Source organism: Streptomyces venezuelae (genome assembly GCF_008642315.1).
Taxonomy (GTDB): domain Bacteria; phylum Actinomycetota; class Actinomycetes; order Streptomycetales; family Streptomycetaceae; genus Streptomyces; species Streptomyces venezuelae_D.
Window position 1 is genome coordinate 4,634,307 of record NZ_CP029192.1, and the last position, 24,455, is coordinate 4,658,761.

Annotated in this window: 23 protein-coding genes and 1 tRNA gene; 13 read left to right on the top strand and 11 right to left on the bottom strand. The window is 70.8% G+C overall.

What is annotated here, in order from left to right; genetic code table 11:
• The first annotated feature begins 73 nt into the window (after nucleotides 1-73).
• The 6 genes from DEJ48_RS20135 (at nucleotide 74) to DEJ48_RS20160 (ending at nucleotide 4,665) form a co-directional block, all read left to right on the top strand.
• Nucleotides 74-820, top strand: a complete 747-nt coding sequence (locus DEJ48_RS20135; RefSeq protein ID WP_150217527.1) for an XRE family transcriptional regulator — start codon at nucleotides 74-76, stop codon at nucleotides 818-820.
• A 2-nt stretch (nucleotides 821-822) separates the two neighbouring features.
• The gene (locus DEJ48_RS20140; protein ID WP_150217528.1) at nucleotides 823-1,293 is read left to right on the top strand and encodes an NUDIX domain-containing protein; all 471 of its coding nucleotides are present in this window, start codon (nucleotides 823-825) and stop codon (nucleotides 1,291-1,293) included.
• A gap of 44 nt (nucleotides 1,294-1,337) precedes the next feature.
• On the top strand, nucleotides 1,338-1,895 hold the full coding sequence (locus tag DEJ48_RS20145) for a hypothetical protein (protein WP_150217529.1): 558 nt from the start codon (nucleotides 1,338-1,340) through the stop codon (nucleotides 1,893-1,895).
• A gap of 530 nt (nucleotides 1,896-2,425) precedes the next feature.
• Nucleotides 2,426-3,304, top strand: coding sequence for a DUF2797 domain-containing protein (locus tag DEJ48_RS20150; RefSeq protein WP_150217530.1), 879 nt, complete (start codon nucleotides 2,426-2,428; stop codon nucleotides 3,302-3,304).
• Nucleotides 3,305-3,422: 118 nt separating this feature from the next.
• On the top strand, nucleotides 3,423-3,767 hold the full coding sequence (locus DEJ48_RS20155) for an antibiotic biosynthesis monooxygenase family protein (RefSeq protein WP_150217531.1): 345 nt from the start codon (nucleotides 3,423-3,425) through the stop codon (nucleotides 3,765-3,767).
• Nucleotides 3,754-4,665, top strand: a complete 912-nt coding sequence (locus DEJ48_RS20160) for an amidohydrolase family protein (protein WP_223832113.1) — start codon at nucleotides 3,754-3,756, stop codon at nucleotides 4,663-4,665. The genes DEJ48_RS20155 and DEJ48_RS20160 overlap by 14 nt, the downstream gene beginning before the upstream one ends.
• Before the next feature lie 23 nt (nucleotides 4,666-4,688).
• On the opposite strand, the gene DEJ48_RS20165 is transcribed toward DEJ48_RS20160, so the two are convergent.
• A complete protein-coding gene (locus DEJ48_RS20165) occupies nucleotides 4,689-6,833 on the bottom strand; it encodes a carboxypeptidase regulatory-like domain-containing protein (RefSeq protein ID WP_150217533.1) in 2,145 nt (714 codons plus the stop codon).
• A gap of 191 nt (nucleotides 6,834-7,024) precedes the next feature.
• Here DEJ48_RS20165 and DEJ48_RS20170 point away from each other — a divergent pair, with 191 nt between their 5' ends.
• The 6 genes from DEJ48_RS20170 to DEJ48_RS20195 all read left to right on the top strand — a co-directional run bounded on the left by DEJ48_RS20170 (nucleotide 7,025) and on the right by DEJ48_RS20195 (nucleotide 15,115).
• On the top strand, nucleotides 7,025-7,774 hold the full coding sequence (locus tag DEJ48_RS20170) for a response regulator transcription factor (RefSeq protein WP_150217534.1): 750 nt from the start codon (nucleotides 7,025-7,027) through the stop codon (nucleotides 7,772-7,774).
• 5 nt (nucleotides 7,775-7,779) lie between these two features.
• Nucleotides 7,780-9,291, top strand: coding sequence for a sensor histidine kinase (locus DEJ48_RS20175; RefSeq protein WP_190537494.1), 1,512 nt, complete (start codon nucleotides 7,780-7,782; stop codon nucleotides 9,289-9,291).
• A 26-nt stretch (nucleotides 9,292-9,317) separates the two neighbouring features.
• Complete coding sequence (locus tag DEJ48_RS20180; protein WP_150217536.1) at nucleotides 9,318-10,610, top strand: glycosyltransferase; 1,293 nt, start codon at nucleotides 9,318-9,320, stop codon at nucleotides 10,608-10,610.
• Entirely contained in the window at nucleotides 10,607-12,685 is a 2,079-nt protein-coding gene (locus DEJ48_RS20185; RefSeq protein WP_150217537.1) for a glycosyltransferase family 39 protein, read from the top strand. The genes DEJ48_RS20180 and DEJ48_RS20185 overlap by 4 nt, the downstream gene beginning before the upstream one ends.
• A gap of 92 nt (nucleotides 12,686-12,777) precedes the next feature.
• Nucleotides 12,778-14,280 (top strand): MFS transporter, encoded by a 1,503-nt coding sequence (locus DEJ48_RS20190; RefSeq protein WP_150217538.1) that lies wholly within the window; start codon nucleotides 12,778-12,780, stop codon nucleotides 14,278-14,280.
• Nucleotides 14,281-14,338: 58 nt separating this feature from the next.
• Nucleotides 14,339-15,115, top strand: a complete 777-nt coding sequence (locus DEJ48_RS20195; protein WP_150217539.1) for a TetR/AcrR family transcriptional regulator — start codon at nucleotides 14,339-14,341, stop codon at nucleotides 15,113-15,115.
• 18 nt (nucleotides 15,116-15,133) lie between these two features.
• Here DEJ48_RS20195 and DEJ48_RS20200 read toward each other — a convergent pair whose 3' ends face one another.
• The 3 genes from DEJ48_RS20200 to DEJ48_RS20210 form a co-directional block, all read right to left on the bottom strand.
• Entirely contained in the window at nucleotides 15,134-15,955 is an 822-nt protein-coding gene (locus DEJ48_RS20200; RefSeq protein WP_150217540.1) for a YceI family protein, read from the bottom strand.
• A gap of 208 nt (nucleotides 15,956-16,163) precedes the next feature.
• The gene (locus DEJ48_RS20205; protein WP_150217541.1) at nucleotides 16,164-18,728 is read right to left on the bottom strand and encodes an MFS transporter; all 2,565 of its coding nucleotides are present in this window, start codon (nucleotides 18,726-18,728) and stop codon (nucleotides 16,164-16,166) included.
• Between the two features lie 13 nt (nucleotides 18,729-18,741).
• Nucleotides 18,742-19,245 carry a MarR family winged helix-turn-helix transcriptional regulator gene (locus tag DEJ48_RS20210; RefSeq protein WP_150217542.1) on the bottom strand — a complete coding sequence of 168 codons (504 nt, stop codon included), beginning with the start codon at nucleotides 19,243-19,245 and terminating at the stop codon, nucleotides 18,742-18,744.
• Between the two features lie 174 nt (nucleotides 19,246-19,419).
• Here DEJ48_RS20210 and DEJ48_RS20215 point away from each other — a divergent pair, with 174 nt between their 5' ends.
• On the top strand, nucleotides 19,420-19,614 hold the full coding sequence (locus DEJ48_RS20215; RefSeq protein WP_150217543.1) for a hypothetical protein: 195 nt from the start codon (nucleotides 19,420-19,422) through the stop codon (nucleotides 19,612-19,614).
• Between the two features lie 225 nt (nucleotides 19,615-19,839).
• Here the strand turns inward: DEJ48_RS20215 and DEJ48_RS20220 are convergent, their stop codons facing one another.
• The 7 genes from DEJ48_RS20220 to tadA all read right to left on the bottom strand — a co-directional run bounded on the left by DEJ48_RS20220 (nucleotide 19,840) and on the right by tadA (nucleotide 24,451).
• Nucleotides 19,840-20,622 carry a hypothetical protein gene (locus tag DEJ48_RS20220; RefSeq protein WP_150217544.1) on the bottom strand — a complete coding sequence of 261 codons (783 nt, stop codon included), beginning with the start codon at nucleotides 20,620-20,622 and terminating at the stop codon, nucleotides 19,840-19,842.
• Nucleotides 20,623-20,718: 96 nt separating this feature from the next.
• A complete protein-coding gene (locus tag DEJ48_RS20225) occupies nucleotides 20,719-21,582 on the bottom strand; it encodes an RNA polymerase sigma factor SigF (protein WP_150169731.1) in 864 nt (287 codons plus the stop codon).
• Between the two features lie 243 nt (nucleotides 21,583-21,825).
• Nucleotides 21,826-22,677 (bottom strand): RNA polymerase sigma factor SigF, encoded by an 852-nt coding sequence (locus DEJ48_RS20230; RefSeq protein ID WP_150217545.1) that lies wholly within the window; start codon nucleotides 22,675-22,677, stop codon nucleotides 21,826-21,828.
• Between the two features lie 233 nt (nucleotides 22,678-22,910).
• Entirely contained in the window at nucleotides 22,911-23,204 is a 294-nt protein-coding gene (locus DEJ48_RS20235; protein WP_150217546.1) for a Dabb family protein, read from the bottom strand.
• Between the two features lie 37 nt (nucleotides 23,205-23,241).
• Complete coding sequence (locus tag DEJ48_RS20240) at nucleotides 23,242-23,421, bottom strand: hypothetical protein (protein ID WP_150169725.1); 180 nt, start codon at nucleotides 23,419-23,421, stop codon at nucleotides 23,242-23,244.
• 429 nt (nucleotides 23,422-23,850) lie between these two features.
• Nucleotides 23,851-23,938: transfer RNA gene (locus DEJ48_RS20245), tRNA-Ser, on the bottom strand.
• An 81-nt stretch (nucleotides 23,939-24,019) separates the two neighbouring features.
• Nucleotides 24,020-24,451 (bottom strand): tRNA adenosine(34) deaminase TadA, encoded by a 432-nt coding sequence (tadA, locus tag DEJ48_RS20250; RefSeq protein WP_150221275.1) that lies wholly within the window; start codon nucleotides 24,449-24,451, stop codon nucleotides 24,020-24,022.
• Nucleotides 24,452-24,455: the final 4 nt, after the last annotated feature.

The window sequence follows — 24,455 nt, forward strand, 5'->3', positions numbered from 1 at the left end:
AAAACCCCACTTCGGGACGTCCCGCGTCGGGTAAAACGTCCCTAGTGCCGTCCCGAGACTCAGGGGGAGACTCATGCAGAACGAGAGACTACGAGCCGTCATGGCGGCCGGAGGATGGACGTACGCCGGACTCGCTAAGGCCGTTGAGGTCGACCCCAAGTCGGTTGAGCGGTGGGTGAATCTGGGCCGTACGCCGCGCCGTGCCACCGCCTTGGAGGCAGCTGAAGCCCTAGGAGAAGACGTGCACGCACTCTGGCCGGCGCTTCGCCAGGCCCGCGCCGCCCGCGCGATCAGCCCGGAACTCGTCGCCCTCTACGAACAACGGGCCGACCTCCCCGTATCCGCGTTCGTCGACATGATGACCCAGGCCCGTGAACGCATCGACGTTCTGGTCTACGCGGCCGTCTTCCTGCACGAGGCGTACCCGCGGCTCAACGATCTGCTGCGCGAACGAGCCGCCGAGGGCTGTTCCGTACGCATCGCAGTAGGCGACGCCGAAAGCCCGAACGTCCAAGCGCGCGGCCAGGAGGAGCGGTTCGGGCACGGCATCGAGTCCCGGTGCCGACTGGCCCTCATGCACTACCGACCTCTCGTCGGGGTATCCGGCATCGAGATAAGGACCCACGAAACGACGCTCTACAACTCCTTGTACCGGGCCGACGACCAACTACTGGTCAACGCCCACGTCTGGGGAGCGAACGCGTACGGTGCGCCGGTGTGGCACCTCCGCCGTAACGGGGAAGGCGGCATGTTCGACACCTACGGGCAGAGCTTCGACGCGGTCTGGGCGACGGCGAAGCCGGTACAGCAGGAGGAGTGACCATGGCGCGCACCGAGTACTACGACGACCCGAACGCCCCGAAGCCGAACAGCATGGTTGTAGCGGCCTCAGCGGTCGTCACCGACGAACAGGGGCGCATCCTGCTTCAACGCCGCCGGGACAACGACCTTTGGGCGTTGCCAGGAGGCGGCATGGACCTCGCCGACTCCCTGCCCGGCACGGCGGTCCGCGAGGTCAAGGAGGAGACCGGCCTCGACGTCGAGATCACGGGCCTGGTCGGCACGTACACCGACCCGAAGCACATCATCGAGTACACGGACGGCGAGGTCCGGCGACAGTTCAACGTCTGCTTCACCGCTCGCACCGTCAGTGGTCAGCTCGCGATCTCCAATGAGTCGACCGAACTGCGGTTCGTACGCGCGGAGGAGCTTGAGGAACTGCCGATGCACCACACGCAGCGACTCAGGCTCCGCCACTTCTTGGAGCGCCGTGAGCGCCCGTATCTGGGCTGAAGGCGACGCAATTGAGTGTCCAGTGAGTTGGTAGGTTTCCTCTCATGGCTGATACCGCGTGGGTGGCACTTATTACGGCTGGCTCGACATTGTCCGCTAGTGCCATAACGAGCCTTTTTGCGCATCTCGCTGTCAAGCGGCAGACGGCGAGTCAGGAGGAAATTCAAAAAGAGCAATTTAGGGATACGAGGGGAGAACGAAGTCGAGCCCTAAGACGCGAGGCGTACGCGGGTGTGCTGAATTGCCATTCGAGAGTTGAGCGAGAATTTCGGACGCTTTGGGAGGATGTCCCTTGTTGCGAGGCCGATGAATCAGCGCAGCTCAGTGCTGTGAAGACTGCAATCCATGAACTGCAGGAGAAAATCTTCCTAGCCGAGTTGGAGGGGCCTGCGGATATCGTTGTGTACACCTCTAGAATGATGCAGCTAGAAACGCAGCTCATGTCTGACTTTTATGAGGTATTGGCCCGGAATTGCGCGAGTGAGTTCCCGGCTAACCATTTCGATGATGGTAGTAAGGTGCTGGATGCCGAATTCGCTCGGCTCGATGTTCGTACTGACTTCACGCGCGAGGCAAGGGTCATACTCGGCGGCGTTTTGTAGGGCTCTGGGTCTCGAAGGTCGGTGGGCGGTCAGGCTGGAGCTGCTTTTAGGCGAGTACTCGTTGCCTCCGTGAGCTTCCGGCACGTCTGGCGGTTTGTTGGGCTAAAGCGCGGCGTAGGCGTCATGCTTACTTAAGGGCTTGCCCGAAGGCGACTTCCTGAATCGGTGAAACCGACCACCGCAGCCACGACGCACTGCCTTGCTGTGAGCTCGATACGGACGTGGCTGGGCTTGAGCGAGGTGGAAAACATAGCCGTATTGCTGCTCTGCGGCTCGGCTGGTACGGCCCAGGCTGTGAGGGTGTAGCGCAGATTGACGGCAGTTCTGACGGCAACGACGACACACAGAGGCGCATGATTGCTAGTCTGAGCGAACGATCTAGGAGCCTTCTGGGACTCCTCACAATGGGGTGCCCGATCCTACGGATCAGAAGGTTGCAGGTTCGAATCCTGCCGAGTGCACATGGACAAGAGGCCCCCGGAGATGATCCGGGGGCCTCTTGCGTTGTCCGGGCGCGGGGAGTGACGGCTGTGGAGTGGCGTTGTGCGGGGCTCGGGTGGCCGGACGGGCGGCCCGTGCTGCGGTGGGACGGTGGGCGGCGCAGCGTTCTCGCGTACGGGCGGGACATCGGGTTCCGGGCCGTCGGGGAGCGGCGGTGCGTGGGGGCGCGGGGGAATCCGTGTCCGCTGCGGGCCGTCGTGCCGGGACCGGCGACTCAGGCGCGCTGCCCGGAGTGCGCGCGGCTCGACCGGGCGTTCTCGGTGGCGGCGGACGGGGTGCCCGACGATCCGCGGACGTACCGGGTCTACCTCGCGTGGTTCGGTGCCGGGCTCGTGAAGGTGGGGATCACGGCGGAGGAGCGGGGCGCGGGGCGGCTTCTGGAGCAGGGGGCCGTGGCGTTCTGCTGGCTGGGGCACGGGCCGCTGATGGCGGCACGGCGTACGGAGGAGCTGCTGCGGGCGGCGCTCGGGGTGCCGGACCGGGTGCCGTACGCCCGCAAGCGCGGGCTCCGGGGGGCGCTGCCCGCGTGGCCGGAGCGGGAGAAGGAGCTCGCGGAGCTGCATGAGCGGGCGGTGGCGCTCGGCGGGTGGGCGGAGGCGCTGGAGCGGGTGCCGTTCGATGCCGTCGACCACGCGGGGGCGTTCGGGCTCGATGCCCGGGGCGGTCCGGCGGCGACGGGCGGCGTGGTGCGGGAGCTGGTCGACGGCGGGGCGGTCGCGGGGCGGTTGGTCGCGGCGGCCGGGCCCGACCTGCACCTGGAGGTGACGGGCGGGGGCGTGCTGGTGGTCGACACGCGGGTGCTCGTGGGGTGGGAGCTGGCCCCGGCCGACGCGGGGGCGGGGGTGACCGTTCCGGTGCGGGCCGTGGACGTCGTGGGCGGGGGTGCCGAGCAGGACGGGCTGTTCTGAGCCTCTTCCGAGCCTGTCGACCGGTTCTCCGACCGAATGGTCAAGTCCGGTCGACCGTTGGGCAAGGGCGGGCCGAAAAGGGTGGACGCGGGTGTGGTGCGGGCCCGAGTGTGGCGACATGAGTGATCACGCCACAGGTCCTGTCGGGCCCTTCGAACCGCCCTACTACTCCGTCGTCTTCTCCTCCGTGCGTACCGAGGGGGACAACGGCTACGGCGAGACCGCCGACCGCATGGACGAACTCGTCGCGGACGTACCCGGTTTCCTCGGCACCGAGTCGGCCCGCACGCCCGGCGGGCTCGGCATCACCGTCTCGTACTTCCGCGACGAGGCGGCCATCAAGGCCTGGCGCGGCAACCTGGAGCACCGTGCGGCCCAGCGCCGCGGGCGCGAGGACTGGTACGAGAAGTACGTCCTGCACGTCGCCAAGGTCGAGAGGAGCCACGGCTTTGTGCGGGAGTAGCGAGGGCGCGGAAGCCGAGGCCGAGGCTGACGCCGTCGCCGTGCGGCGGGTCTGGGAGCGGCTCGGGCTGCCCGGACTCATCGACGTACACACGCACTTCATGCCGGATCGCGTGCTGCGGAAGGTGTGGGCGTACTTCGACTCCTTCGGGGCGCCGGGCACCGTCGAGTGGCCCATCACCTACCGGCACGAGGAGGAGCGGCGGGTCGCGCTGCTCGGGGAGTTCGGGGTGCGCGCCTTCACCTCGATGCTGTACCCGCACAAGGCGGGCATGGCGGAGTGGCTCAACGGCTGGGCCGCCGACTTCGCCCGCCGCACGCCCGGCTGTCTGCACACCGCGACGTTCTTCCCGGAGCCGGGCGTCGACCGGTACGTGCGGGAGGCCGTCGAGGCGGGCGCCCGGGTCTTCAAGTCGCATGTGCAGGTGGGCGGGTACGACCCCAACGACCCGCTGCTCGAACCGGTGTGGGGCCTGCTCGCCGAGGCCGGCATCCCCGTGGTCATGCACTGCGGTTCCGGCCCCGAGCCCGGCAAGCACACCGGCCCCGAGCCGGTCGCCGCGCTCCTCGCCCGCCACCCGCGGCTGCCGCTCGTCGTGGCGCACATGGGCATGCCCGAGTACGCCGAGTTCTTCGCCCTCGCCGAGCGGTACGAGGAGGTGCGCCTCGACACGACGATGGCGTTCACCGACTTCAGCGAGGGGCTCATGCCGTTTCCGGCACGGGAGCGGGGCAGGCTCGCCGACCTGGCCGGAAAGGTGCTGCTGGGCAGCGACTTCCCCAACATCCCGTATCCGTACGCGCATCAGCTGGAGTCCCTGGAACGGCTGGGGCTCGGGGACGCGTGGCTGCGCGGGGTGTTGTACGGGAACGCGGCCCGGGTGTTCGGAGTGGAGTGAGGGGGGTGCTCCGGGGGGAGGCGTCATAGGCGCGTGTTCGCGTCGCCCGCGCGGAGCTTCTGCAGCGGGACCACCGTTGCCTGGCCCGCGGCTGTGATGCTCACGTCGGCCACTTGCCAGATGGGCTCGCTCTGCGCCCCGACGGCGGCGGCCACCGTGTACTGACCGAGCTGGGTGGCGCCCTGGGTGACCGTGACGACGGCGGCCGAGTTCTCGAAGGTGCCGCCGCTGAAGTCGTGCACCCAGTACCGGTAGTGGCCGGGCACGAAGTCCGCCACGACCGGGGTGATCGTGACGAGTTCCGGGCCGAAGCCCTGCTTGGCGTCCACGTCGAGGGCCACGTAGTCCACCGGGGGCGGCGTCATGGACGCGTACGACAGGTGGAAGCGGCCGTTGTTCGTGTCCGGGCCCGACAGGTGCGCGTCGAGGTCCGCCGGCGCGTTGCCCCACGCGAGCGCGATGACGACCGGCTCGGTGCGGATCGGCGGGTCGGGGACCATCTGGAGGTCGACCACCGTGACCGGCGCCCGGGCCGCGACCGTCGCCTCGGCGTCGAGGTACCCGGTGCGGGACGCGGAGACCGTGACGCGGCCGCCGGAGTCCAGCGGGGCGCACGCGAACCGGTACGCCCCGGTGACGTCCGTGGTCGTCGAGGCGACCGCGGTGCCGGTCAGGGTGACCGTGGCGCCCGCGACGGGGTTCCCGGTGACCGCGTCGGTGACGGTGCCGCTGACCTCGACGCAGCCCGTGACGAGCTCCACGCCGCTCACGCCGACGGGTGGTACGAACTCGGAGACCTTGTTCGCGCCCGCCGTCCAGAAGAACCAGGTCAGACCGGTCGGGCCGTGCGGCACGCACCACAGGGTCCAGGTGCCGTCCGCGCGGGTGGTCGCCTCGATGAACGGCCCGCCGCCCGGACGCCTGACCTTCTGCCCCGCCGCGTCCATGAGGAAGACCTTGACGCCGGCCACCGGGTCCCCGGTGACGTACCGCACCACACCGGAGACCGGCGTGCACGTCAGGTCGATCTCCAGGTCGACGGCCGCCTCCGGCTCGACGGTGAACTCCGTCCGGTTCTGCTGGTGGGTGTCGTGGTCGGCGGTGAGGGTGTACGTGCCCTGCGGGACGCAGGTGCTCGCGCCCCGGGCGAGGGTGAAGCGGCCGCCCTCGTCGGTGACGGCCCGGAAGCCGCTGCCCACGGCGACGACGACCGCCCCGGCGAGCGGCTCGCCACTGGAGAAGTCCCTGACCAGGCCCGTGACGGGGGCGCAGTTGCGGCGCAGGTCGATGACGAGGTCGAGGGGGACCTCCGGCTCGACGGTGATCGGGCGGGTGTCCGGAAGATGGGTGCCGTGGGTCGTGGTGAGGGTGTGGGTGCCCGCGGGGACGCAGGTGGTGGCGCCGTTGGTGAGGGTGAAGCGGCCGTGTTCGTCGGTGACGGCCTCGAACCCGGTGGAGCCCGCGACGACATGGGCACCGGCCACCGGTTCGCCGGTCACGTGGTGCCTGACCAGGCCGGTGACCGGCGCACAGCTCATGCAGACGACCTTGCCGGGACGCCAGCCGTCGCCGGGGCGCACTTCGTTGACCACCAGCCGGAAGACGGTGTCGTCCCCGGCGGCCGTGCCGTCCGCCGTCACCGTCCCCGCCCACTGCTCCGCGGGCCCGCGCACCCGGAAGTACGTTCCGGCGGCGGCGACGAGCAGCACGTCGTCACCGCTGGTCGGCTCCTCCGCCGAGCCGTCGGCCCGGACCACGCGCACGGTGTACTCCTCCTCGGCGCCCCGGTGACCGGGGACGCTGAGCGGATACGGGCTGACCCAGACGTCGCAGTTCGTGCCGCCCCATATGTAGTGCTGGGTGTGCTCCTTCGGGTGGGCGACGACGCGCGGGTCGACCCTGACGACGTTCCCGGACACCTCCCAGGCGGGGCCGCAGGCGGTGAGGACGGACGCCGCGAAGGTCGGCGGGGCCGATACGTAGAAGGTGTGGAAGGGGCCGGGGGAGGACGTGGTGTCCGCGGAGAGCCGCCAGGCGCCGCCGGGCGCGTGCAGCCAACGGCCGTCCCGGGTACGGAAACGCATCGCGTTGAGCCGCACCGGGGACGGGACGCACCGCTCGTCCACGCACTCGCACCAGGCAGGGCACTCGATGCCGCCACAGCTCATGTCGTCCTCCCCCGGGCCGGTCTCCCGTGCGGGCGACCTTCGTACACACGGCGTACCGCTGGGATCTAGGGCTGTCACTGCGGGGGCCCGCACTCCGCCTGGCCGCCGTCCCCTGTCCCCGCCGCCCTTTCTCAGGGAATTCACAGGTTCGCGCAAGAGTGCTCTCAGGGGCGCCCCGCAGGGTGTGGGGCATGACCACGACCACGCCTCAGGCGCGTACCGAACTGCTCAGGGCGGACGGGAGCCCCGTCCGCGTGCTCGTCGTGGACGACGAGGTGTCGCTCACCGAGCTGTTGTCCATGGCCCTGCGTTACGAGGGCTGGCAGATCCGCAGCGCGGGGGACGGGGCGGGTGCGGTGCGGGCCGCGCGGGCGTTCCGGCCCGATGCCGTGGTGCTCGACATGATGCTGCCCGACATGGACGGGCTCTCCCTGCTCGGCAGGTTGCGCCGGGAGATGCCGGACGTGCCCGTGCTGTTCCTGACCGCGAAGGACGCCGTGGAGGACCGTATCGCCGGGCTCACGGCGGGCGGCGACGACTACGTCACCAAGCCGTTCAGCCTGGAGGAGGTCGTGGCGCGGCTGCGCGGGCTCATCCGGCGGGCCGGGGCCGCCGACAAGCGCAGTGCGTCCACGCTGGTCGTGGGGGATCTGACGCTCGACGAGGACAGTCACGAGGTGACGCGCGGCGGCGACTCGATCCATCTGACCGCCACCGAGTTCGAGCTGCTGCGCTATCTGATGCGCAATCCGCGGCGTGTGCTCAGCAAGGCGCAGATCCTCGACCGGGTGTGGAACTACGACTTCGGGGGCCAGGCCAACGTCGTCGAGCTGTACATCTCGTATCTGCGCAGGAAGATCGACGCGGGCCGGGAGCCGATGATCCACACGCGGCGCGGGGCGGGATATCTGATCAAGTCCGCGGTGCCCGTCCCTTCGTGAGACCGGTGAGACTCACGCTGCGGACGCGGCTCGTCCTCTCCGCGGTCGCGTTGATCGCCGTCGTGTGCGCGGTCATCGGGGTGGTGACGACCATCGCTCTCAAGTCCCATCTGTACGAGCAGTTGGACGGTGCGCTCGGCGGGGTCGCCCAGCGGGCTTCGGGTCCCGCCGTCGCGCCGGGTCCCGGCCCCGGCCCCGGCGCGGGGAACGACCCGCTGGACTTCGTCACCCATGGGCCGCAGGAGATCGGGGCCGTCGGCGCGGAGGTGGGGCGCGACGGCTCGGTCGGGCGGGCGCTGGTCAGCACGGAGGACGACGCCGGCGACACGGTGCCGGACGCGACGGATCTCGACGCGGCGCAGCGGGCCGCGCTCGGCGGCGTACCGAGGGACGGGCAGGCGCACAACGTCGACCTCCCGGGCCTCGGGGAGTACCGCGTGCGGTACACGAGCGGGCACAAGGGCGACTTCCTCGTCGGACTGCCGACCACCAAGGTGCGGAACACCCTCAGCACGCTGATCGTCGTCGAGGTCTGCGTCACCGCGGCGGGCCTCGTCGCCGCGTCGCTCGCCGGGGCCGCCATGGTCGGCGTCGCGCTGCGCCCGCTGCGCAGGATCGCGAGCACCGCCACCCGGGTCTCCGAGCTGCCCCTGCACAGCGGCGAGGTGGCCCTGCACGACCGCGTGCCCGACGCCGATCCGCGCACGGAGGTCGGGCAGGTGGGCGCCGCGCTCAACCGCATGCTCGACCACGTCCACTCCGCGCTCGACGCGCGCCAGCGCAGCGAGACGCGGGTCCGGCGGTTCGTCGCGGACGCGAGCCACGAACTGCGGACCCCGCTCGCCTCCATCCGGGGATACGCGGAACTGACGCGCCGGGGACGGGAGTCGGAGTCGACCGGGCCCGACACGCGGCACGCGCTCGGACGGATCGAGGCGGCGGCCGAGCGGATGACGGGCCTGGTCGAGGATCTGCTGCTGCTCGCGCGGCTCGACGCGGAACAGCCGCTCTCGTACCGGAGCACTGATCTCGCACCGCTCGTCGTCGACGCGGTCAGCGACGCGCGGGCCGCCGGGCCCGGCCACCACTGGCGCCTCGAACTCCCCGACGAGCCCGCCCTGGTGAGCGCGGACACCGCACGCCTGCACCAGGTCGTCGGCAACCTCCTCGCCAACGCCCGTACCCACACCCCGCCGGGCACGACGGTCACCGCCCGGGTGCGGCACGAGGAGACCCACGTACACCTGGAGGTACGGGACGACGGGCCCGGCATCGCGCCCGACCTCCTGCCCGCCGTCTTCGAACGGTTCGCCCGCGGGGACGCGTCCCGTTCGCGCCAGGCGGGGTCCACGGGGCTCGGCCTGGCCCTCGTGCGGGCCATCGTGACGGCGCACGACGGCACGGTGACCGTCGAGAGCGTGCCGGGGCGGACCGTGTTCGCCGTCACGCTCCCTGCGGTCCGCAGCACCCCTTCGCCCCCCTCACAGCCGGACCACAGCCTCACCACACAGCCCTGACAGACCGTTTGGCGAGTGTCGGCCCCATGCGAACCGACACCTCCCCCGACGTGCTGCCGTCACGGGACCACCTCCCCGCCGCCGGGCGTGACGTACCCGTCCTGGACGTCGTGATCCCCGTCCACAACGAGGAGAAGGACCTCGGGCCGTGCGTCCAGCGCCTGCACGACCACCTGGCCCGCACCTTCCCCTACCCCTTCCGCATCACCGTCGCGGACAACGCGTCCACGGACCGCACCCCGCAGGTCGCCGCCGAACTCACCGGCTCCGTGACGGGGGTCCGGCACGTCCGGCTCGACGAGAAGGGGCGCGGCCGGGCGCTGCGCGCCGTCTGGTCCGCCTCCGACGCGCCGGTCCTCGCGTACATGGACGTCGACCTCTCCACCGACCTCAACGCGCTGCTCCCCCTCGTCGCCCCGCTGATCTCGGGCCACTCGGACCTGGCGATCGGCTCGCGCCTCGCGCGCAGCTCGCGGGTGGTGCGCGGGCCGAAGCGGGAGTTCATCTCCCGCGCGTACAACCTCATCCTGCGCGGCTCCCTGCACGCCCGCTTCTCCGACGCCCAGTGCGGGTTCAAGGCGATCCGCGGTGACGTGGCACGGGTGCTGCTGCCGCTGGTCGAGGACACGGGGTGGTTCTTCGACACCGAGCTGCTCGTCCTCGCCGAGCGCGCTGGGCTGCGCATCCACGAGGTGCCGGTCGACTGGGTCGACGACCCCGACTCGACGGTCCACATCGTGCGGACGGCCGCTGACGACCTCAAGGGCGTGTGGCGGGTGGGGCGGGCGCTCGCGGTCGGGGCGCTGCCGCTGGACCGTCTTGCCCGCCCCTTCGGCGACGACCCGCGCGACCGCGGGATCAGCGGCGTGCCGGGCGGCCTCACCCGCCAGCTCGTCGGCTTCTGCGTGGTCGGCGCCCTCTCGACCCTGTTCTACCTCCTCCTCTACAGCGGCTTCCGTACGTTCACGGGGTTGCAGGCGGCCAACGCCCTCGCCCTCCTGGTGTCGGCGGTGGCCAACACGGCGGCGAACCGGAGGCTCACCTTCGGCGTGCGCGGCCGGGACCGTGCGGTCCGCCATCAGGCACAGGGCCTCGTCGTCCTCGCCATCGGCCTCGCCCTCACGAGCGGCTCCCTCGCGGCGCTCGACGCGGCGTCCGCCCACCCCGCGCACGCCACGGAAGTGGCGGTCCTGCTCGCGGCGAACCTGGCGGCGACGGTGCTGCGGTTCCTGCTGCTCAGGGCGTGGGTCTTCCCGGACACCCGGACCGACGCCACTCCCCGCACCGGCACCCCCCACGACCCGAGGAACGCACGATGACGACCGCCACTCCCACCTTGAGGCCGTGGCGCGGGCGGGTCGACGACCCCCCGTGGGCGCGGCCCGCGCTGCTCGCGCTGCTGCTGGCCACCGCCGGGCTCTACCTCTGGAACCTCAGCGCGTCCGGCTACGCCAACTCCTTCTACTCCGCCGCCGTCCAGGCCGGCAGCCAGAGCTGGAAGGCGTTCTTCTTCGGCTCGCTCGACGCGGGCAACGCCATCACCGTCGACAAACCCCCGGCCTCGCTCTGGCCCATGGCGCTCTCCGTGCGTCTCTTCGGCCTCGGCTCGTGGGCCGTGCTCGTCCCGCAGGTCGTCATGGGCGTCGCCACGGTCGGCGTGCTGTACGCGACCGTGCGGCGTCGCTTCAGCGCCGCCGCCGGGCTGATCGCGGGCGCGGTCCTCGCGCTCACGCCCGTCGCCGCGCTGATGTTCCGCTTCAACAACCCGGACGCGCTGCTCGCGCTCCTGATGACCGTCACGGTGTACTGCGTCCTGCGCGCCCTGGAACACGGCCGCACCAAGTGGCTGGTGTGGGCGGGCGTCGCGGTCGGCCTCGCCTTCCTCACCAAGACGCTCCAGGCGTTCCTGATCCTGCCGCCGCTCGCGGTGGTCTACGCGGTGTGCGCCCCGGTGCGGCTCCGCAGGCGCCTCGGCCAGCTCGCCCTGTCAGCGGGTGCGATGCTCGTCGCCGGTGGCTGGTGGGTGGCGGTCGTCGAGCTGTGGCCCGCGTCCTCGCGCCCGTACATCGGCGGCTCGCAGAACAACTCCTTCCTTGAACTGACCTTCGGCTACAACGGCCTCGGCCGCATCAACGGCGACGAGACGGGGAGCGTGGGCGGCGGCGGGGGACCCCGCGGCGGCGGTGGCGGCATGTGGGGCGAGACCGGGCTCGGGCGGATGTTCGACTCCGAGACCGGCGGCCAGATCTCGTGGCTGCTGCCCGCCGCGCTGATCCTCCTGGTGGCCGGCCTGGTCATCACCCGCAAGGCGGGCCGCACGGACACCGCGCGGGCGGCGTTCGTGGCGTGGGGCGGTTCGCTCCTGATGACCGCCGCGGTCTTCAGCTTCATGGCGGGGATCTTCCACCAGTACTACACGGTGGCCCTCGCCCCCTGCGTCGCCGCGCTCGTCGGCATGGGCGCCACGGTCCTGTGGGAGGAGCGCGCCTCGCGGTGGGCGGGCGCGGTGCTCGGGGCGACCGTCGCGGGCACGGCGGTCTGGGCGTACGTCCTGCTCGGCCGGGCGGCGGACTACCTGCCGTGGCTGCGGTGGGCGGTGCTCGTCGCCGGACTCGTCGGAGCGGTGGGCCTGTTGGCCGTGGGACGGCTCGGGCGTGGGTTCGCGCTGACCGCGGCCGGGCTGGGCATGGCGGCGTCCGTCGCGGGTCCGGTGGCGTACACCCTGTCGACGGTGGACAGCGCGCACACGGGGTCGATCGTGACGGCGGGTCCGGCCTCGGCGGGGGGCGGGGGCATGGGCGGGCCTCGGGGTGGGGGCGGGCCTGGTGGGGGAGGTCCGGGCGGCGGTCCCGGGGGTCCGGGCGGGCAGCGTGGCCAGGGTGGGGTGCCTCAGGGCAATGCTCCCCAGGGCGGTGCTCCCCAGGGCGGTGCTCCTCAGGGCGGTGCTCCTCAAGGACAGCCCGGCGGTGGAATGCCCGGTGGCGGTGCCATGGGGGAGCGCGCCGGACGCGGTGGCGGCATGGGCGGCCTCCTGAACGGAGCCCAGGTCTCCGCCAAGGCCAAGGCCCTCCTCGAGCCGGACGCCGGTGACGACTACACCTGGGCCGCCGCGGCCATCGGCTCCCAGAACGCGGCCAGCTACCAACTGGCCACCGGCGAGCCGGTGATGGCGATCGGCGGCTTCAACGGCAGCGACCCGGCACCGACCCTCGCGCAGTTCAAGAAGTACGTGGCGGACGGCGACATCCACTACTTCATCGCGAGCGGCGGCATGGGCGGGCCGGGCGGAGGCGACGGCACCTCCTCCGCGATCACGTCCTGGGTCGAGTCGACGTACAAGAAGGTCACCGCGGGAGGCGCCACGTTCTACGACCTGACGCGGCCGAAGAAATAACTCCCTTGTACGCCGTACGGGAACTGTTCTACGGTGTACGTCGCACCACTGCCTCGTACACCGTAGAAGAGAACACCGGAAAGGGAGGGCTGATGACGGCGACGACTGCCGAGACCCCCACCGCCTCACAGAGGCACCCGCAGCGCTGGCTGATCCTCGGCGTCATCTGCCTGGCGCAGCTCACCGTGCTGCTCGACAACACCGTCCTGAGCGTCGCGATCCCCTCCCTCACCAGGGAGCTGGACGCGTCGACGTCCGACATCCAGTGGATGATCAACGCGTACTCGCTGGTCCAGTCCGGCCTGCTGCTCACCGCGGGCAGCGCCGCCGACCGCTACGGCCGCAAGAAGATGCTCGCCGCGGGCCTCGCCCTCTTCGGCATCGGCTCGCTGGCCGCCGGCCTCGCGCAGAGCTCCGGGCAGCTCATCGCCGCCCGCGCGGGCATGGGCATCGGCGGCGCGCTCCTCATGACCACCACGCTCGCGGTGGTCGTGCAGATCTTCGACGAAGCGGAGCGCGTCAAGGCGATCGGCCTGTGGGCCACCATCAACTCCCTCGGCTTCGCGGCGGGTCCGCTGCTCGGCGGGTTCATGCTCGACCACTTCTGGTGGGGCTCGATCTTCCTGATCAACATCCCCGTCGCGCTGATCGGCCTCGCCGCGGTCCTGAAGCTGGTCCCGGAGTCCAAGAACCCCCAGGGCGACCGCCCCGACCTCCTCGGCGCGCTGCTCTCCACGATCGGCATGGCCGCGGTGGTCTACGCGATCATCTCCGGGCCCGAACACGGCTGGACGTCCGGCCGGGTCCTGGTGTCCGCCGCGGTCGGCGTCCTCGTCCTCGGCGCGTTCACGCTCTGGGAGCTGCGCATCCCGTACCCGATGCTGGACATGCACTTCTTCCGCAACCAGCGCTTCGTCGGCGCCGTCGCGGGCGCCATCCTGGTCGCCTTCGGCATGAGCGGCTCGCTCTTCCTGCTCACCCAGCACCTCCAGTTCGTGCTCGGGTACGAGCCGTTGGAGGCGGGGCTGCGCACGGCGCCGCTCGCGGTGACCATCGTGGTCCTGAACCTCGCAGGCATCGGCGCGAAGCTGCACGGCAAGATGGGCACGCCGGTCACGATCGTGTCCGGCATGAGCATGCTCGCCGCGGGTCTCGCGGCCATAGCGGTGCTCGGCGGCGACAACTACAACGGCCTGCTGTTCGGCCTGATCGTGATGGGCGCGGGCATCGCGCTCGCCATGCCGGCCATGGCCAACGCCATCATGAGCGCCATCCCGCCGGAGAAGGCGGGCGTGGGCGCGGGCATCAACGGCACCCTCGCGGAGTTCGGCAACGGCCTCGGCGTCGCCGTGCTCGGCGCGGTCCTCAACTCCCGCTTCGCGTCCCTCGTCGCGGTCTCCGCCGCGTCGTTCCCCGCGGCGATGGCGGCGGCGAAGTCGTCCGGCGAACGCGAACGGATCGCCGACGCGTTCTCCTCCGGCCTGGAGACGAGTCAGCTCGTGGGTGCGGCGGCGGTCTTCGTCGGAGGCGTCCTGGCAGCGGCGTTGCTGCGCAGGGCGGAGAGGGCAGACTCCGTGGGTAAGACAGCGGCATAGCATCAAGGGGAGGCGGATCGCCCGGCTCCGGCCCGAGGAACGACGAGGAAGGTGCGCCATGGCGAAGGCAGCCGGCCGCACGAAGAACGCGGCGAAGACGAGCGTCTGGCTGCAGGACAAGGCGCCACGCGGCGGCGGCCGCAAGGTCGACCAGCCGAGCGGACTCGACAGGGACCGCATCACGCGGGCCACGGTCCGGCTCCTGGACGCGGAGGGCCTCGACAAGTTCTCCATGCGCAGGCTCGCCGGAGAACTGAACGTCACGGCGATGTCCGTCTACTGGTACGTGGACACCAAGGACGACCTCCTGGAGCTCGCCCTGGACGCGGTGTGCGGCGAGATGCGGCTCCCCGACACGGAGACGTCCCCGGAGGAGTGGCGCGACCAGCTCCGGGCCCTCGCCGACGAGTACCGCGCGGCGCTGATCCGCCACCCCTGGGTGTCGCCGCTGGTCGGCCGCTTCCTCAACATCGGCCCCAACTGGCTGGCGTTCGCGCTCGCCATCCAGAACGCGGTACGGAACACGGGGCTGCCCGCGCACACGCAGAACGGCACGATCTCGGCGGTCTTCCAGTTCGTGTACGGCTTCGGGACCATCGAGGGCCACTACCTCGCGCGGTGCGCGGAGGCGGGCATGTCACCGGACCGGTACTACCGCGAGGCCATCGGCTCGGTCCGCGAGGAGCTCGCCGAGCACGGGGTGCTGGAGAGCGCGGACGAGCTGATGGCCGCGCGGGCCGACGACACGGTCGAGGAGATGTGGGCCCACGACTTCACGGTCGCTCTGGACCTGATGATCGCGGGCATCGAGTCCCTGCTGGCCAAGAACCCCTAGACGGAGGCAGGCGGGCCGTCAGCCCGCCTGCGGCAGGACCTCGCCCTGCACGGCCTGGATGTCCAGCGACACCTTCAGCGTCGTGCCGATCGCCGAGATCCCCGCCTGCACCACCTGGTTGTAGTTCATGGCGAAGTCCTCGCGGCGCAGCTCCGCCGTGGCCCGGAAGGCCGCGCGCGTGCCGCCCCACGGGTCCGCGCCGGTCCCCAGGTAACTGAGGTCCAGGTCGACCGGGCGCACGACCCCGTGCATGCCCAGCTCGCCGTGGACCGTCCAGCGGTCGGTGCCGGCGGGCGTCAGACCGGTGGACCGGTACGTGATCTCCGGGTACTGCTCGACGTCCAGGAAGTCCGCCGACTTCAGGTGCCCGTCGCGCATCCCGTTGCCCGTGTCGATCGACGCCGACCGGATGACCGCCTCGACGCGCGACTTCTCGATGTCCTCGGCGATCTCGATCCGCCCGCCGAACTCCGTGAACCGGCCGTGCACGCTGGTGATCCCGAGGTGCTGGGCGACCGCGCCCACGGTCGAGTGGGCCGGGTCGACGGTCCACGGACCGGGCGGGGGCAGCTCGGTGCCGCCCTGCCGGGCGAGGACGACGTTGCCGACCTCCGCCCGTCCGCTCGCCGTGACGAGCGCGGTGGACGCGACGGGCGCGTAGCCCACCGCGGTCACGATGACGGTGTAGGGGCCGGCCGCGAGGGCGGCCCCGTCCCGTACGACGCCCTCGTCGTCCGCCTCGGCCCGCAGTACCTGCGTCCCGGTCATGTCCGTCACCGTGACGACGGCGTGGGGCACGGCCCATCCGTCACGCGTCCGGATCCGAGCGTTCAGTGCCATCCCGTTTACTCCTTGCCGGGCTTCCCGCTCCGGGAAGCCTCACAGTCCGGGCCCGTCCGGGCCCGGTGCACGCTTCGATACGCAGACGGCCCCCGGCGGCGGTGACTGGCCGTCCCCTGCCATGTGTGCCACCGCCGGCCCGGGGGCCCTTTCCACCACCGGCCCGTGGCCGCGCCTCCGCTCGGGGCGCGGCCACGGGCCGGAGCCGTCACTCGCCCGGGTGGGCGAGCTCGATGTCGTGGCCGTCGATGCCGCTGCCGGCCACCGTCAGGCCCGTGGCCACCGGCGGGTACCCCGTCGCGATGACCGTGTAGTCGCCGCTGTCCAGGTCGGTGAAGGCGTACGCCCCGTCCGACCCGGTGGTCGCGGTGGCGACCACGTTGCCCGCGGCGTCCACGAGGGTGACGCGCGCGTCGTTCAGCGCCGAGCCGCCCGCCCGCACGGTGCCGAGCACCCGTGCGCCGGAGTTGAGCTCGACCTCGACCCGGGTGACCCCGGTGCCGCCGACCTCGACGGGCAGCGCGAGCGGCCGGTGTCCGGCGGCGTTCACCGCGATGGTGACGGTGCCGGGGACCAGCTCGGCGAAGGTGAACTCGCCCTGCTCGCCGGAGAGCCCGGTGGCGAGGACGTCACCGCGCACGTCGGTCACGATGACCATGGCGCCGTTGACGGGCAGCTTGCTGTCCGCGTCCCGCACCAGACCGCTGAGCCCGCTCGTGCCGCTGAGCAGGATGTCGTACGCGAGGGTGTCCTCGCCCACGACGACCGTGGAAGCCTGCGGCTGGAACCCGTCGGCGGAGGCGATCAGCACGTACGACCCGGCGCCGGGGGCGTCGACGGAGTACGAACCGTCGCCCTGCGCGACCGAGCGGCCGAGCTGCCGTCCCCCGAGGGAGATCAGCGTGACGGCGGCCTGCGGGACCGGCGCGCTCTCGGCGCCGCGGACGAAGCCGCGGACCGGGATGCCGCCCGTGACCGGCGGGAGCTCACCGGAGCCCGCGCCGGGCTGTGCGGCGGACGCCACGGCGGCGAGCCGCTGCGTGCCCTCGGGGCCTGTCTCGGCCCCCGACGCGACGGAGGCGAGCACGGGCTGCTCGGCGGTGGCCGCCGCGTCGCCCGCGGGAGCCGCGGCGGTGTCGGCCGGAGCCGGGCCGTCGGTCGTCTCCGAGGCGGCCTGGGCCAGCGCGCCCGACGTCCGCAGCGGGACCTCCTTGATGAACAGCGTGATCAGGAAGGCGATCAGCGCCATCGGGGCGGCGATGAGGAAGACGTCGGCGATGCCGTGTCCGTACGCGCTCTCCATGACCGTGCGGAACGGCTCGGGGATCTTCGACAGGTCGGGGATGCCGCCGCCACCGGTGCCGCCGTGGCCGAACTGCGCCGCGGCCTTCGGGCCGAGGTCGGCGATGCCGTCCTTGACGTAGTCGGTGATCCGCGTCGACATGATCGCGCCGAGCGCCGAGACACCCATCGCACCGCCCAGCGAGCGGAAGAAGGTGACGGTGGAGCTGGCGGAACCGAGGTCCTCGGGAGCGACCTGGTTCTGCGTGCAGAGCACGAGGTTCTGCATCATCATGCCGATGCCGAGACCCATCAGGGCCATGAAGATCGCGATGTGCCAGTACTCGGTGTCGTACCGGATGGTGCCGAGCAGGCCGAGGCCCGCCGTCACCAGCACGCCACCGCTGACCAGCCACGCCTTCCACTTGCCGGTCTTGGTGATGACCTGGCCGGAGACGGTGGACGAGACGAACAGACCACCGATCATCGGGATCGTCATGACGCCGGACATCGTCGGGGACTCGCCCCGCGCCAGCTGGAAGTACTGGCTGAAGAAGACCGTGCCCGCGAACATCGCGACACCCACGAAGAGCGAGGCGAGCGAGGCGAGCGTGATGGTGCGGTTGCGGAAGAGCCGCAGCGGGATGATCGGCTCGGTCGCCTTGGACTCGACGAGCACGAAGATCAGACCGAGCAGGACCGAACCGCCGACCATGGCGCCGGTCTGCCAGGACATCCAGTCGTACTTGTCGCCGGCGAAGGTGACCCAGACGAGCAGCAGGCAGACGGCGGCGCTGATGAAGAACGCGCCGGCCCAGTCGACCTTGACGTCACGCTTGACGACGGGGAGCTTCAGCGTCTTCTGGAGCACGATCAGCGCGATGATCGCGAAGGGCACGCCGACGTAGAAGCACCAGCGCCAGCCGAGCCACGAGGTGTCGGTGATGACACCGCCGAGCAGCGGGCCGCCGACGGTGGCGACGGCGAAGGTCGCGCCGAGGTAGCCGGAGTACCGGCCGCGCTCGCGCGGGGAGATCATCGCCGCCATGACGATCTGCGCCAGGGCGGAGAGACCGCCCACGCCGATGCCCTGCACAACGCGGCAGGCGATCAGCATCCCTGCGCTCTGCGAGAGACCGGCGACGACCGAACCGCCGACGTAGATGACCAGGGCTATCTGTACGAGCGCCTTCTTGCTGAAGAGGTCGGACAGCTTGCCCCACAGCGGGGTGGTCGCGGTCATGGCGAGCAGCGACGCGGTGACGACCCAGGTGTAGGCGGACTGGCCGCCGCCGAGGTCGCCGATGATTTCGGGCAGGGCGTTGGAGACGATCGTCGACGAGAGGATCGCCACGAACATGCCGAGCAGGAGCCCGGACAGCGCTTCCATGATCTGCCGGTGCGTCATCGGAGCGTTCTCACCGCTGTGACCGTGGTGCGCTCCGTGCTTGGCATGGCTGCCCCGCACACCGGCTGGTGTGGTTGTTGCCATGGACTTCCTTTTCTTACGCGGGTGTACGGGTGGTCTCCGACGTGGTCCGCACGTCGTGGGGGGAAGGGGTCAGCCGGGCCGAAGCCGCGCGGCAGTCCCCGAAGCTGTCGCGAAGGCGCGCCAGCAACGTGCTGAGCTGGACGACCTCGTCGTCGGTCCAGTCGTGCAGGTAGTGGGTGAGCGTCCGGATGGAGAGCTCGGAGAGCTCGTCCACCTTGGCCTTGCCCTCGGGCGTGAGCCGCAGGATCCGGGAGCGCTTGTCGGCGGGGTCGGGATCGCGGACGATCCATTCCTTGTCCGCGACATGGGCGACGTGGCGGCTGGTCACCGACGTGTCGACGGCGAGCAGCTCCGCGAGCCTGCTCATCCGCATCGCACCGTGGCGGTCGAGCAGAATGAGTACGGCGGCGGATCCGGCGGGGCAGTCGTGCGGCAGGCCCCGTCCGAGGCCGCGCTTCACGGCACCGATGGCGCTGAGCTGTCGGGCCAGCTCCTCGTACTGACGCTGCGCGGCCACGGCACCTCCTATTTTTTGTTGCTTAGGGCAACGATAGAAGCGGTTGGTTGCCGCAGGCAAATTAAAAAGGGCCCATCGGACTAAAGAGTCGGCAAAGCGTTGGGGCTCCGCTCGTAAAGTCGCTGGCCAGAGGGGGTTGGGCCGATGGCGCAGGATTCGCTAGGGTCCTGCTCCATGGCACACAACCCCCAGGGCAACCCCGATCCCGCTGGCAGCACGCAGATGTTCCGCGCGTTCGTCGACGAGGCGCCGCGCGGCGGCCGCCAGCAGGCGGCGCCTTCCTCTTCCGGCCCGCGCGTGGGCCTGATCATCGGCGTGATCCTCGCGATCGCGGTGGTGGCGGGGGTGGCGTGGCTGGCGCTGTCGTAGGCGACTGCGCTTGAACGGTCTCTTCTGCGGGCGCGTCGTGGCCGCTCGCGCAGTTCCCCGCGCCCCTGACTACTCGCCCCTGCGGGGCTCGGTACGCCGGATGACCTCAGGGCCGCGGGGAACTGACACCTGACGGCTGGGCCCGCGCCGGACTGCCCAGGGGCGCGGGGAACTGCGCGACCAGCCCCCACGCACCCGCAGACGGAGCCGCGCCCCGAGCACGGGCTAGTCCCACTTCACCGCGACGTCTCGCGTCTCCACGTGCATACCGAGCGGAACCCGCCACGCATCGACACATACCGGCCAGGTTTTCACCCTCTTCTGACCGGCCCCGATCGGCGTCGGCAGCTTCACGGTCGACTCGATCGTGGCCCAGTCGACGCCGAGCGCCCCGATGATGTGCGTCCCGAAGGTCACCGTGCCCGAACGCACCGGTGACCCACCGGTGTTGCGGAAGGCGACGGTCACGCTCTCGCACCAGCGCTTGTCCGCGGGCTTCCGGTCGGGATCGCCGACGGAGAGCGCGGCGGGCCCGCTGGGCGGATCGGGGCGTGGGTCGGGCTTCGGGTCCGGCTTCGGGTCGGGTCTCGGATCGGGCTCCGGCTTCTGAGAGCCGGGGGCGTCCGTTCCGGGACTGCCCCTCCCCGTACCCGTACCCGGGCCGGCACCCGCACCCGTGCCCGACGCGCCGCTGCCCGAACGGCTCTCCGCACGGTCGCCGGACTCCGAACCCCCCGTCGCAGCGGGCGACTTCCCCTCCGAGCCGCCCTCGCCACGGGGTCCCGCCGAGGAGGACCCGCCGCCCCCACGGGCGGCGGACACGCCGTCCGCCTCGTCGAGCGGCACCAACTTCACGTCACCGGTGGGGCCCACGGCCTGCCGCCGCTCGGGCGCCGCCCCGGTCGCCACGTAACCGTCGCCGCCGCCGTCGCCGCAGGCGGACAGCAGCCCGCCGAGGCAGAGCACGGCGGCACCCGCACCGAGCACGTTCCGTACGCCACGTCGCATCGCGCCAGTGTGGCTGACGGTCCGTCAATTAGGAACCCCGTCAGCAACACGGGTGACCCGCAAGCGACTTGACGCGCTCAGCCCGAATTGACGCGCTCAGTCCGAGATGAGCCCTTCGCGCAGCTGCGCGAGCGTCCGGGTCAGCAGCCGGGAGACGTGCATCTGCGAGATGCCGACCTCCTCGCCGATCTGGGACTGCGTCATGTTGGCGAAGAACCGCAGCATGATGATGCGGCGCTCGCGCGGCGGCAGCTTGGCGAGCAGCGGCTTGAGGGACTCGCGGTACTCCACGCCCTCCAGCGCCGTGTCCTCGTACCCGAGCCGGTCCGCGAGGGAGCCCTCGCCGCCGTCGTCCTCGGGGGTCGGGGAGTCGAGCGACGACGCCGTGTACGCGTTGCCGACCGCGAGGCCGTCGACGACGTCCTCCTCCGAGACGCCGAGCGCGGCGGCGAGCTCGGGCACGGTCGGCGAACGGTCGAGCCGCTGGGCGAGCTCGTCGCTGGTCTTCGTGAGGGCGAGCCGCAGCTCCTGGAGGCGGCGCGGCACGCGCACCGACCAACTCGTGTCCCGGAAGAAGCGCTTGATCTCGCCGACGACCGTCGGCATCGCGAACGTCGGGAACTCCACGCCGCGTTCGCAGTCGAAACGGTCGATCGCCTTGATCAGACCGATCGTTCCGACCTGGACGATGTCCTCCATCGGTTCGTTGCGACTGCGGAAGCGCGCCGCCGCGTACCGCACGAGCGGCAGGTTGAGCTCGATGAGCGTGTCGCGTACATAGACGCGCTCCGGGCTGTCCTGGGCGAGCGTGGCGAGCCGCAGGAAGAGGGAGCGGGACAGGGTCCGGGTGTCGATGGCTTCCGAGGCTGTTGAGCTGTGAAGCGCGTCGGGCGCGGATTCGCTCGGGCTCTTGACGAGCGTGAGCGTGAGCACCTTCGAGCTGCCCTGGTCTGCGGACATGCCACCCCCTTGAGGTCGCGGACGGTCGCGGCGAGCGCTCCGTCGGAGGAACGCAGCCTCCACCTGAATACCGGAGGTGGGGCTACGGCAAACGCGGTTCCAGCAGAATGTCACATGTCGGCAACACGCTGTAGTTACTTGTCGACAAACAAGGGTGACATCCGTGCAGGAAAGAGGGGGTCTGGGGCTTTTCGGCAAAGAGTGCCGTCGGGAACAGCCCCGACGGCACTCCACTCGAACCGGTTACGCCTCGATACGGTTTGCGGACCGGAGGCGTGCGAAGCTCCTGGCGAGGAGTCGCGACACGTGCATCTGCGAAACCCCCAGCTCGGCGCTGATCTGTGACTGCGTCAGATTGCTGTAGTAGCGCAGGAGGAGGATCCGCTGCTCGCGCTCGGGCAGCTGGACCAGGAGGTGGCGTACGAGGTCGCGGTGCTCGACGCCGTCGAGTGCGGGATCCTCGTAGCCGAGCCGGTCGAGCAGGCCGGGCAGCCCGTCGCCCTCCTGGGCGGCCTCCAGTGAGGTCGCGTGGTACGAGCGTCCTGCCTCGATGCAGGCGAGCACCTCGTCCTCGGTGATGCGCAGCCGCTCGGCGATCTCCGAGGTCGTCGGCGAACGTCCGAAGGCGGTGGTGAGGTCCTCGGTCGCCCCGGTCACCTGCACCCACAGCTCGTGCAGGCGCCGCGGTACGTGGACCGTGCGCACGTTGTCGCGGAAGTACCGCTTGATCTCGCCCACCACGGTCGGCATCGCGAAGGTCGGGAACTGCACGCCGCGCTCGGGGTCGAACCGGTCGATGGCGTTGATGAGCCCGATGGTGCCGACCTGGACGACGTCCTCCATCGGCTCGTTGCGGCTGCGGAAGCGGGCGGCCGCGTACCGCACGAGCGGCAGATTGGCCTCGATGAGCGCGCCGCGCACCCTGCCGTGTTCGGAGCTGCCCGGCTCCAGGTCCTTGAGCTGGCCGAAGAGGACCTGGGTGAGGGCCCGGGTGTCGGCGCCCCGGGTGCTTCCCGTGCTCCCGGTGCTCCCGGTGCTTGCGGTGCTCTGTGCGGTCCTCGCGGGTGGCGCTTCGGGCGCAGTACTGGCCGGCACGGTCAACGCCACCCCTTCTCAGTCAAACCCGGTCAAGCTCAGTCGACCTTGGTCGGTGCGTCGATCGACCTCGGTCAACTCATCCGTCAAAAGCGGTCATAGCATCACAAGACATGTGCACTGTGTGCAAGCACCTGATAACTACGTGTTGAGGGCGACTTGGGTGGTACGACGCGGAACGGCCCCGCACCTGTGGGGTGCGGGGCCGTTCCGGAGGCTGTGGGGCGGGCGGCTCAGAACTCGTAGTCGGCGATCACCCACGTGGCGAACTCGCGCCACAGCGCGACGCCCGCCTGGTGGGCCGGGTGCTCGATGTACCGCTTCAGCGCATCGACGTCCTCGACCGCCGAGTTGATGGCGAAGTCGTACGCGATGGGGCGGTCGGTGATGTTCCAGTCGCACTCCCAGAACGTGAGCTCCGGGATCTGCCCGCCGAGGGCGCGGAACGCCTCGACGCCCTCGACCACGCGCGGCTCGTCGCGCTGGACGCCGTCGTTGAGCTTGAAGAGGACCAGATGGCGGATCACGGGCACTCCTTGGAGAACGCTGCGGCCGGACAGCCGCTCAGTCCTTGCCTCCGTTGGCGACCCACGTCATGAAGTCGCCGATGCTCTGAGCGGCGCTCGAGATTCCCTCGAACCCTATCTGCACGTAGTCGGCGGCTTTGGCGGGGTCGGTGATGATCACGTAGAGCACGAAGACGACCACTGCGAAAAGGCCGAGCTTCTTCCATTGCACTGCCACGATCTGGCCTCCCCTTGCCGTGCCCCGTGTGACCCCTGTGACGGCGGCGAGTCTAACCCGGACGGTACTGACGGGGTTTTTAAGGACCAACGGCCCGGCACCAGAGGCCCTTTGCCCGCGCTCCGCGGGCGGCCCGGGGAGCAGGATTGGTGGTGAGCCCGGCGGATCTGGCAGGAATTCGCGGGGTGAGGGATTGGCCCCACTGCGGGGTCCGCGCCGTCTGCTTCCCCCCTGACGGCGGCGCTGACTTGAGGGCCAGTCCTCGTCGGGGGGAGCGGCTTGTCCCCCCGATGCCGCTTCCCCCGTCCTGACGGGAGAGAGAACCCCGGTGCCGTACAGGCGCCGGGGTTCTCTCTGCATGCCCCGCGGGTACGCCCCGTGCGCACGACGAAGGGCCCGTCCCTCAGGACGGGCCCTTCGTGTCAAGAGCGGTAGCGGTGGGATTTGAACCCACGGAAGGGGGTTACCCTTCACTCGCTTTCGAGGCGAGCTCCTTCGGCCGCTCGGACACGCTACCGAGAGGAACTCTAGCCCAAAGTGGGCCGCGGACAGAAATCCGTTGGGACCGGCCCTTGTCCTCGGGGTTCGGTGGCGCTGTTCAGCGGTGCCGGAAGAAGTCCGTCAGCTGCGCGGAGCACTCCTCGGCGAGGACGCCGGGGACGACTTCGGGGCGGTGGTTGAGCCGTCTGTCGCGCACGACGTCCCAGAGCGAGCCCGCGGCCCCCGCCTTCTCGTCGCGCGCTCCGTAGACGACCCGGTCCACGCGGGACTGCACGAGCGCACCCGCGCACATCGTGCACGGCTCCAGCGTCACGACGAGCGTGCAGCCGGTCAGCCGCCACTCGCCGAGCTCCGCGGCGGCCCTGCGCAGCGCGAGCACCTCCGCGTGCGCGGTGGGGTCGCCGTGGGCCTCGCGTTCGTTGTGGCCCGACGCGATCACCGTCGTGCCGTCCGGGGACAGCACGACGGCGCCGACGGGAACGTCACCGCCCTTGCCGGCCAGCTCGGCCTCGGCCAGAGCGAGCCGCATGGGC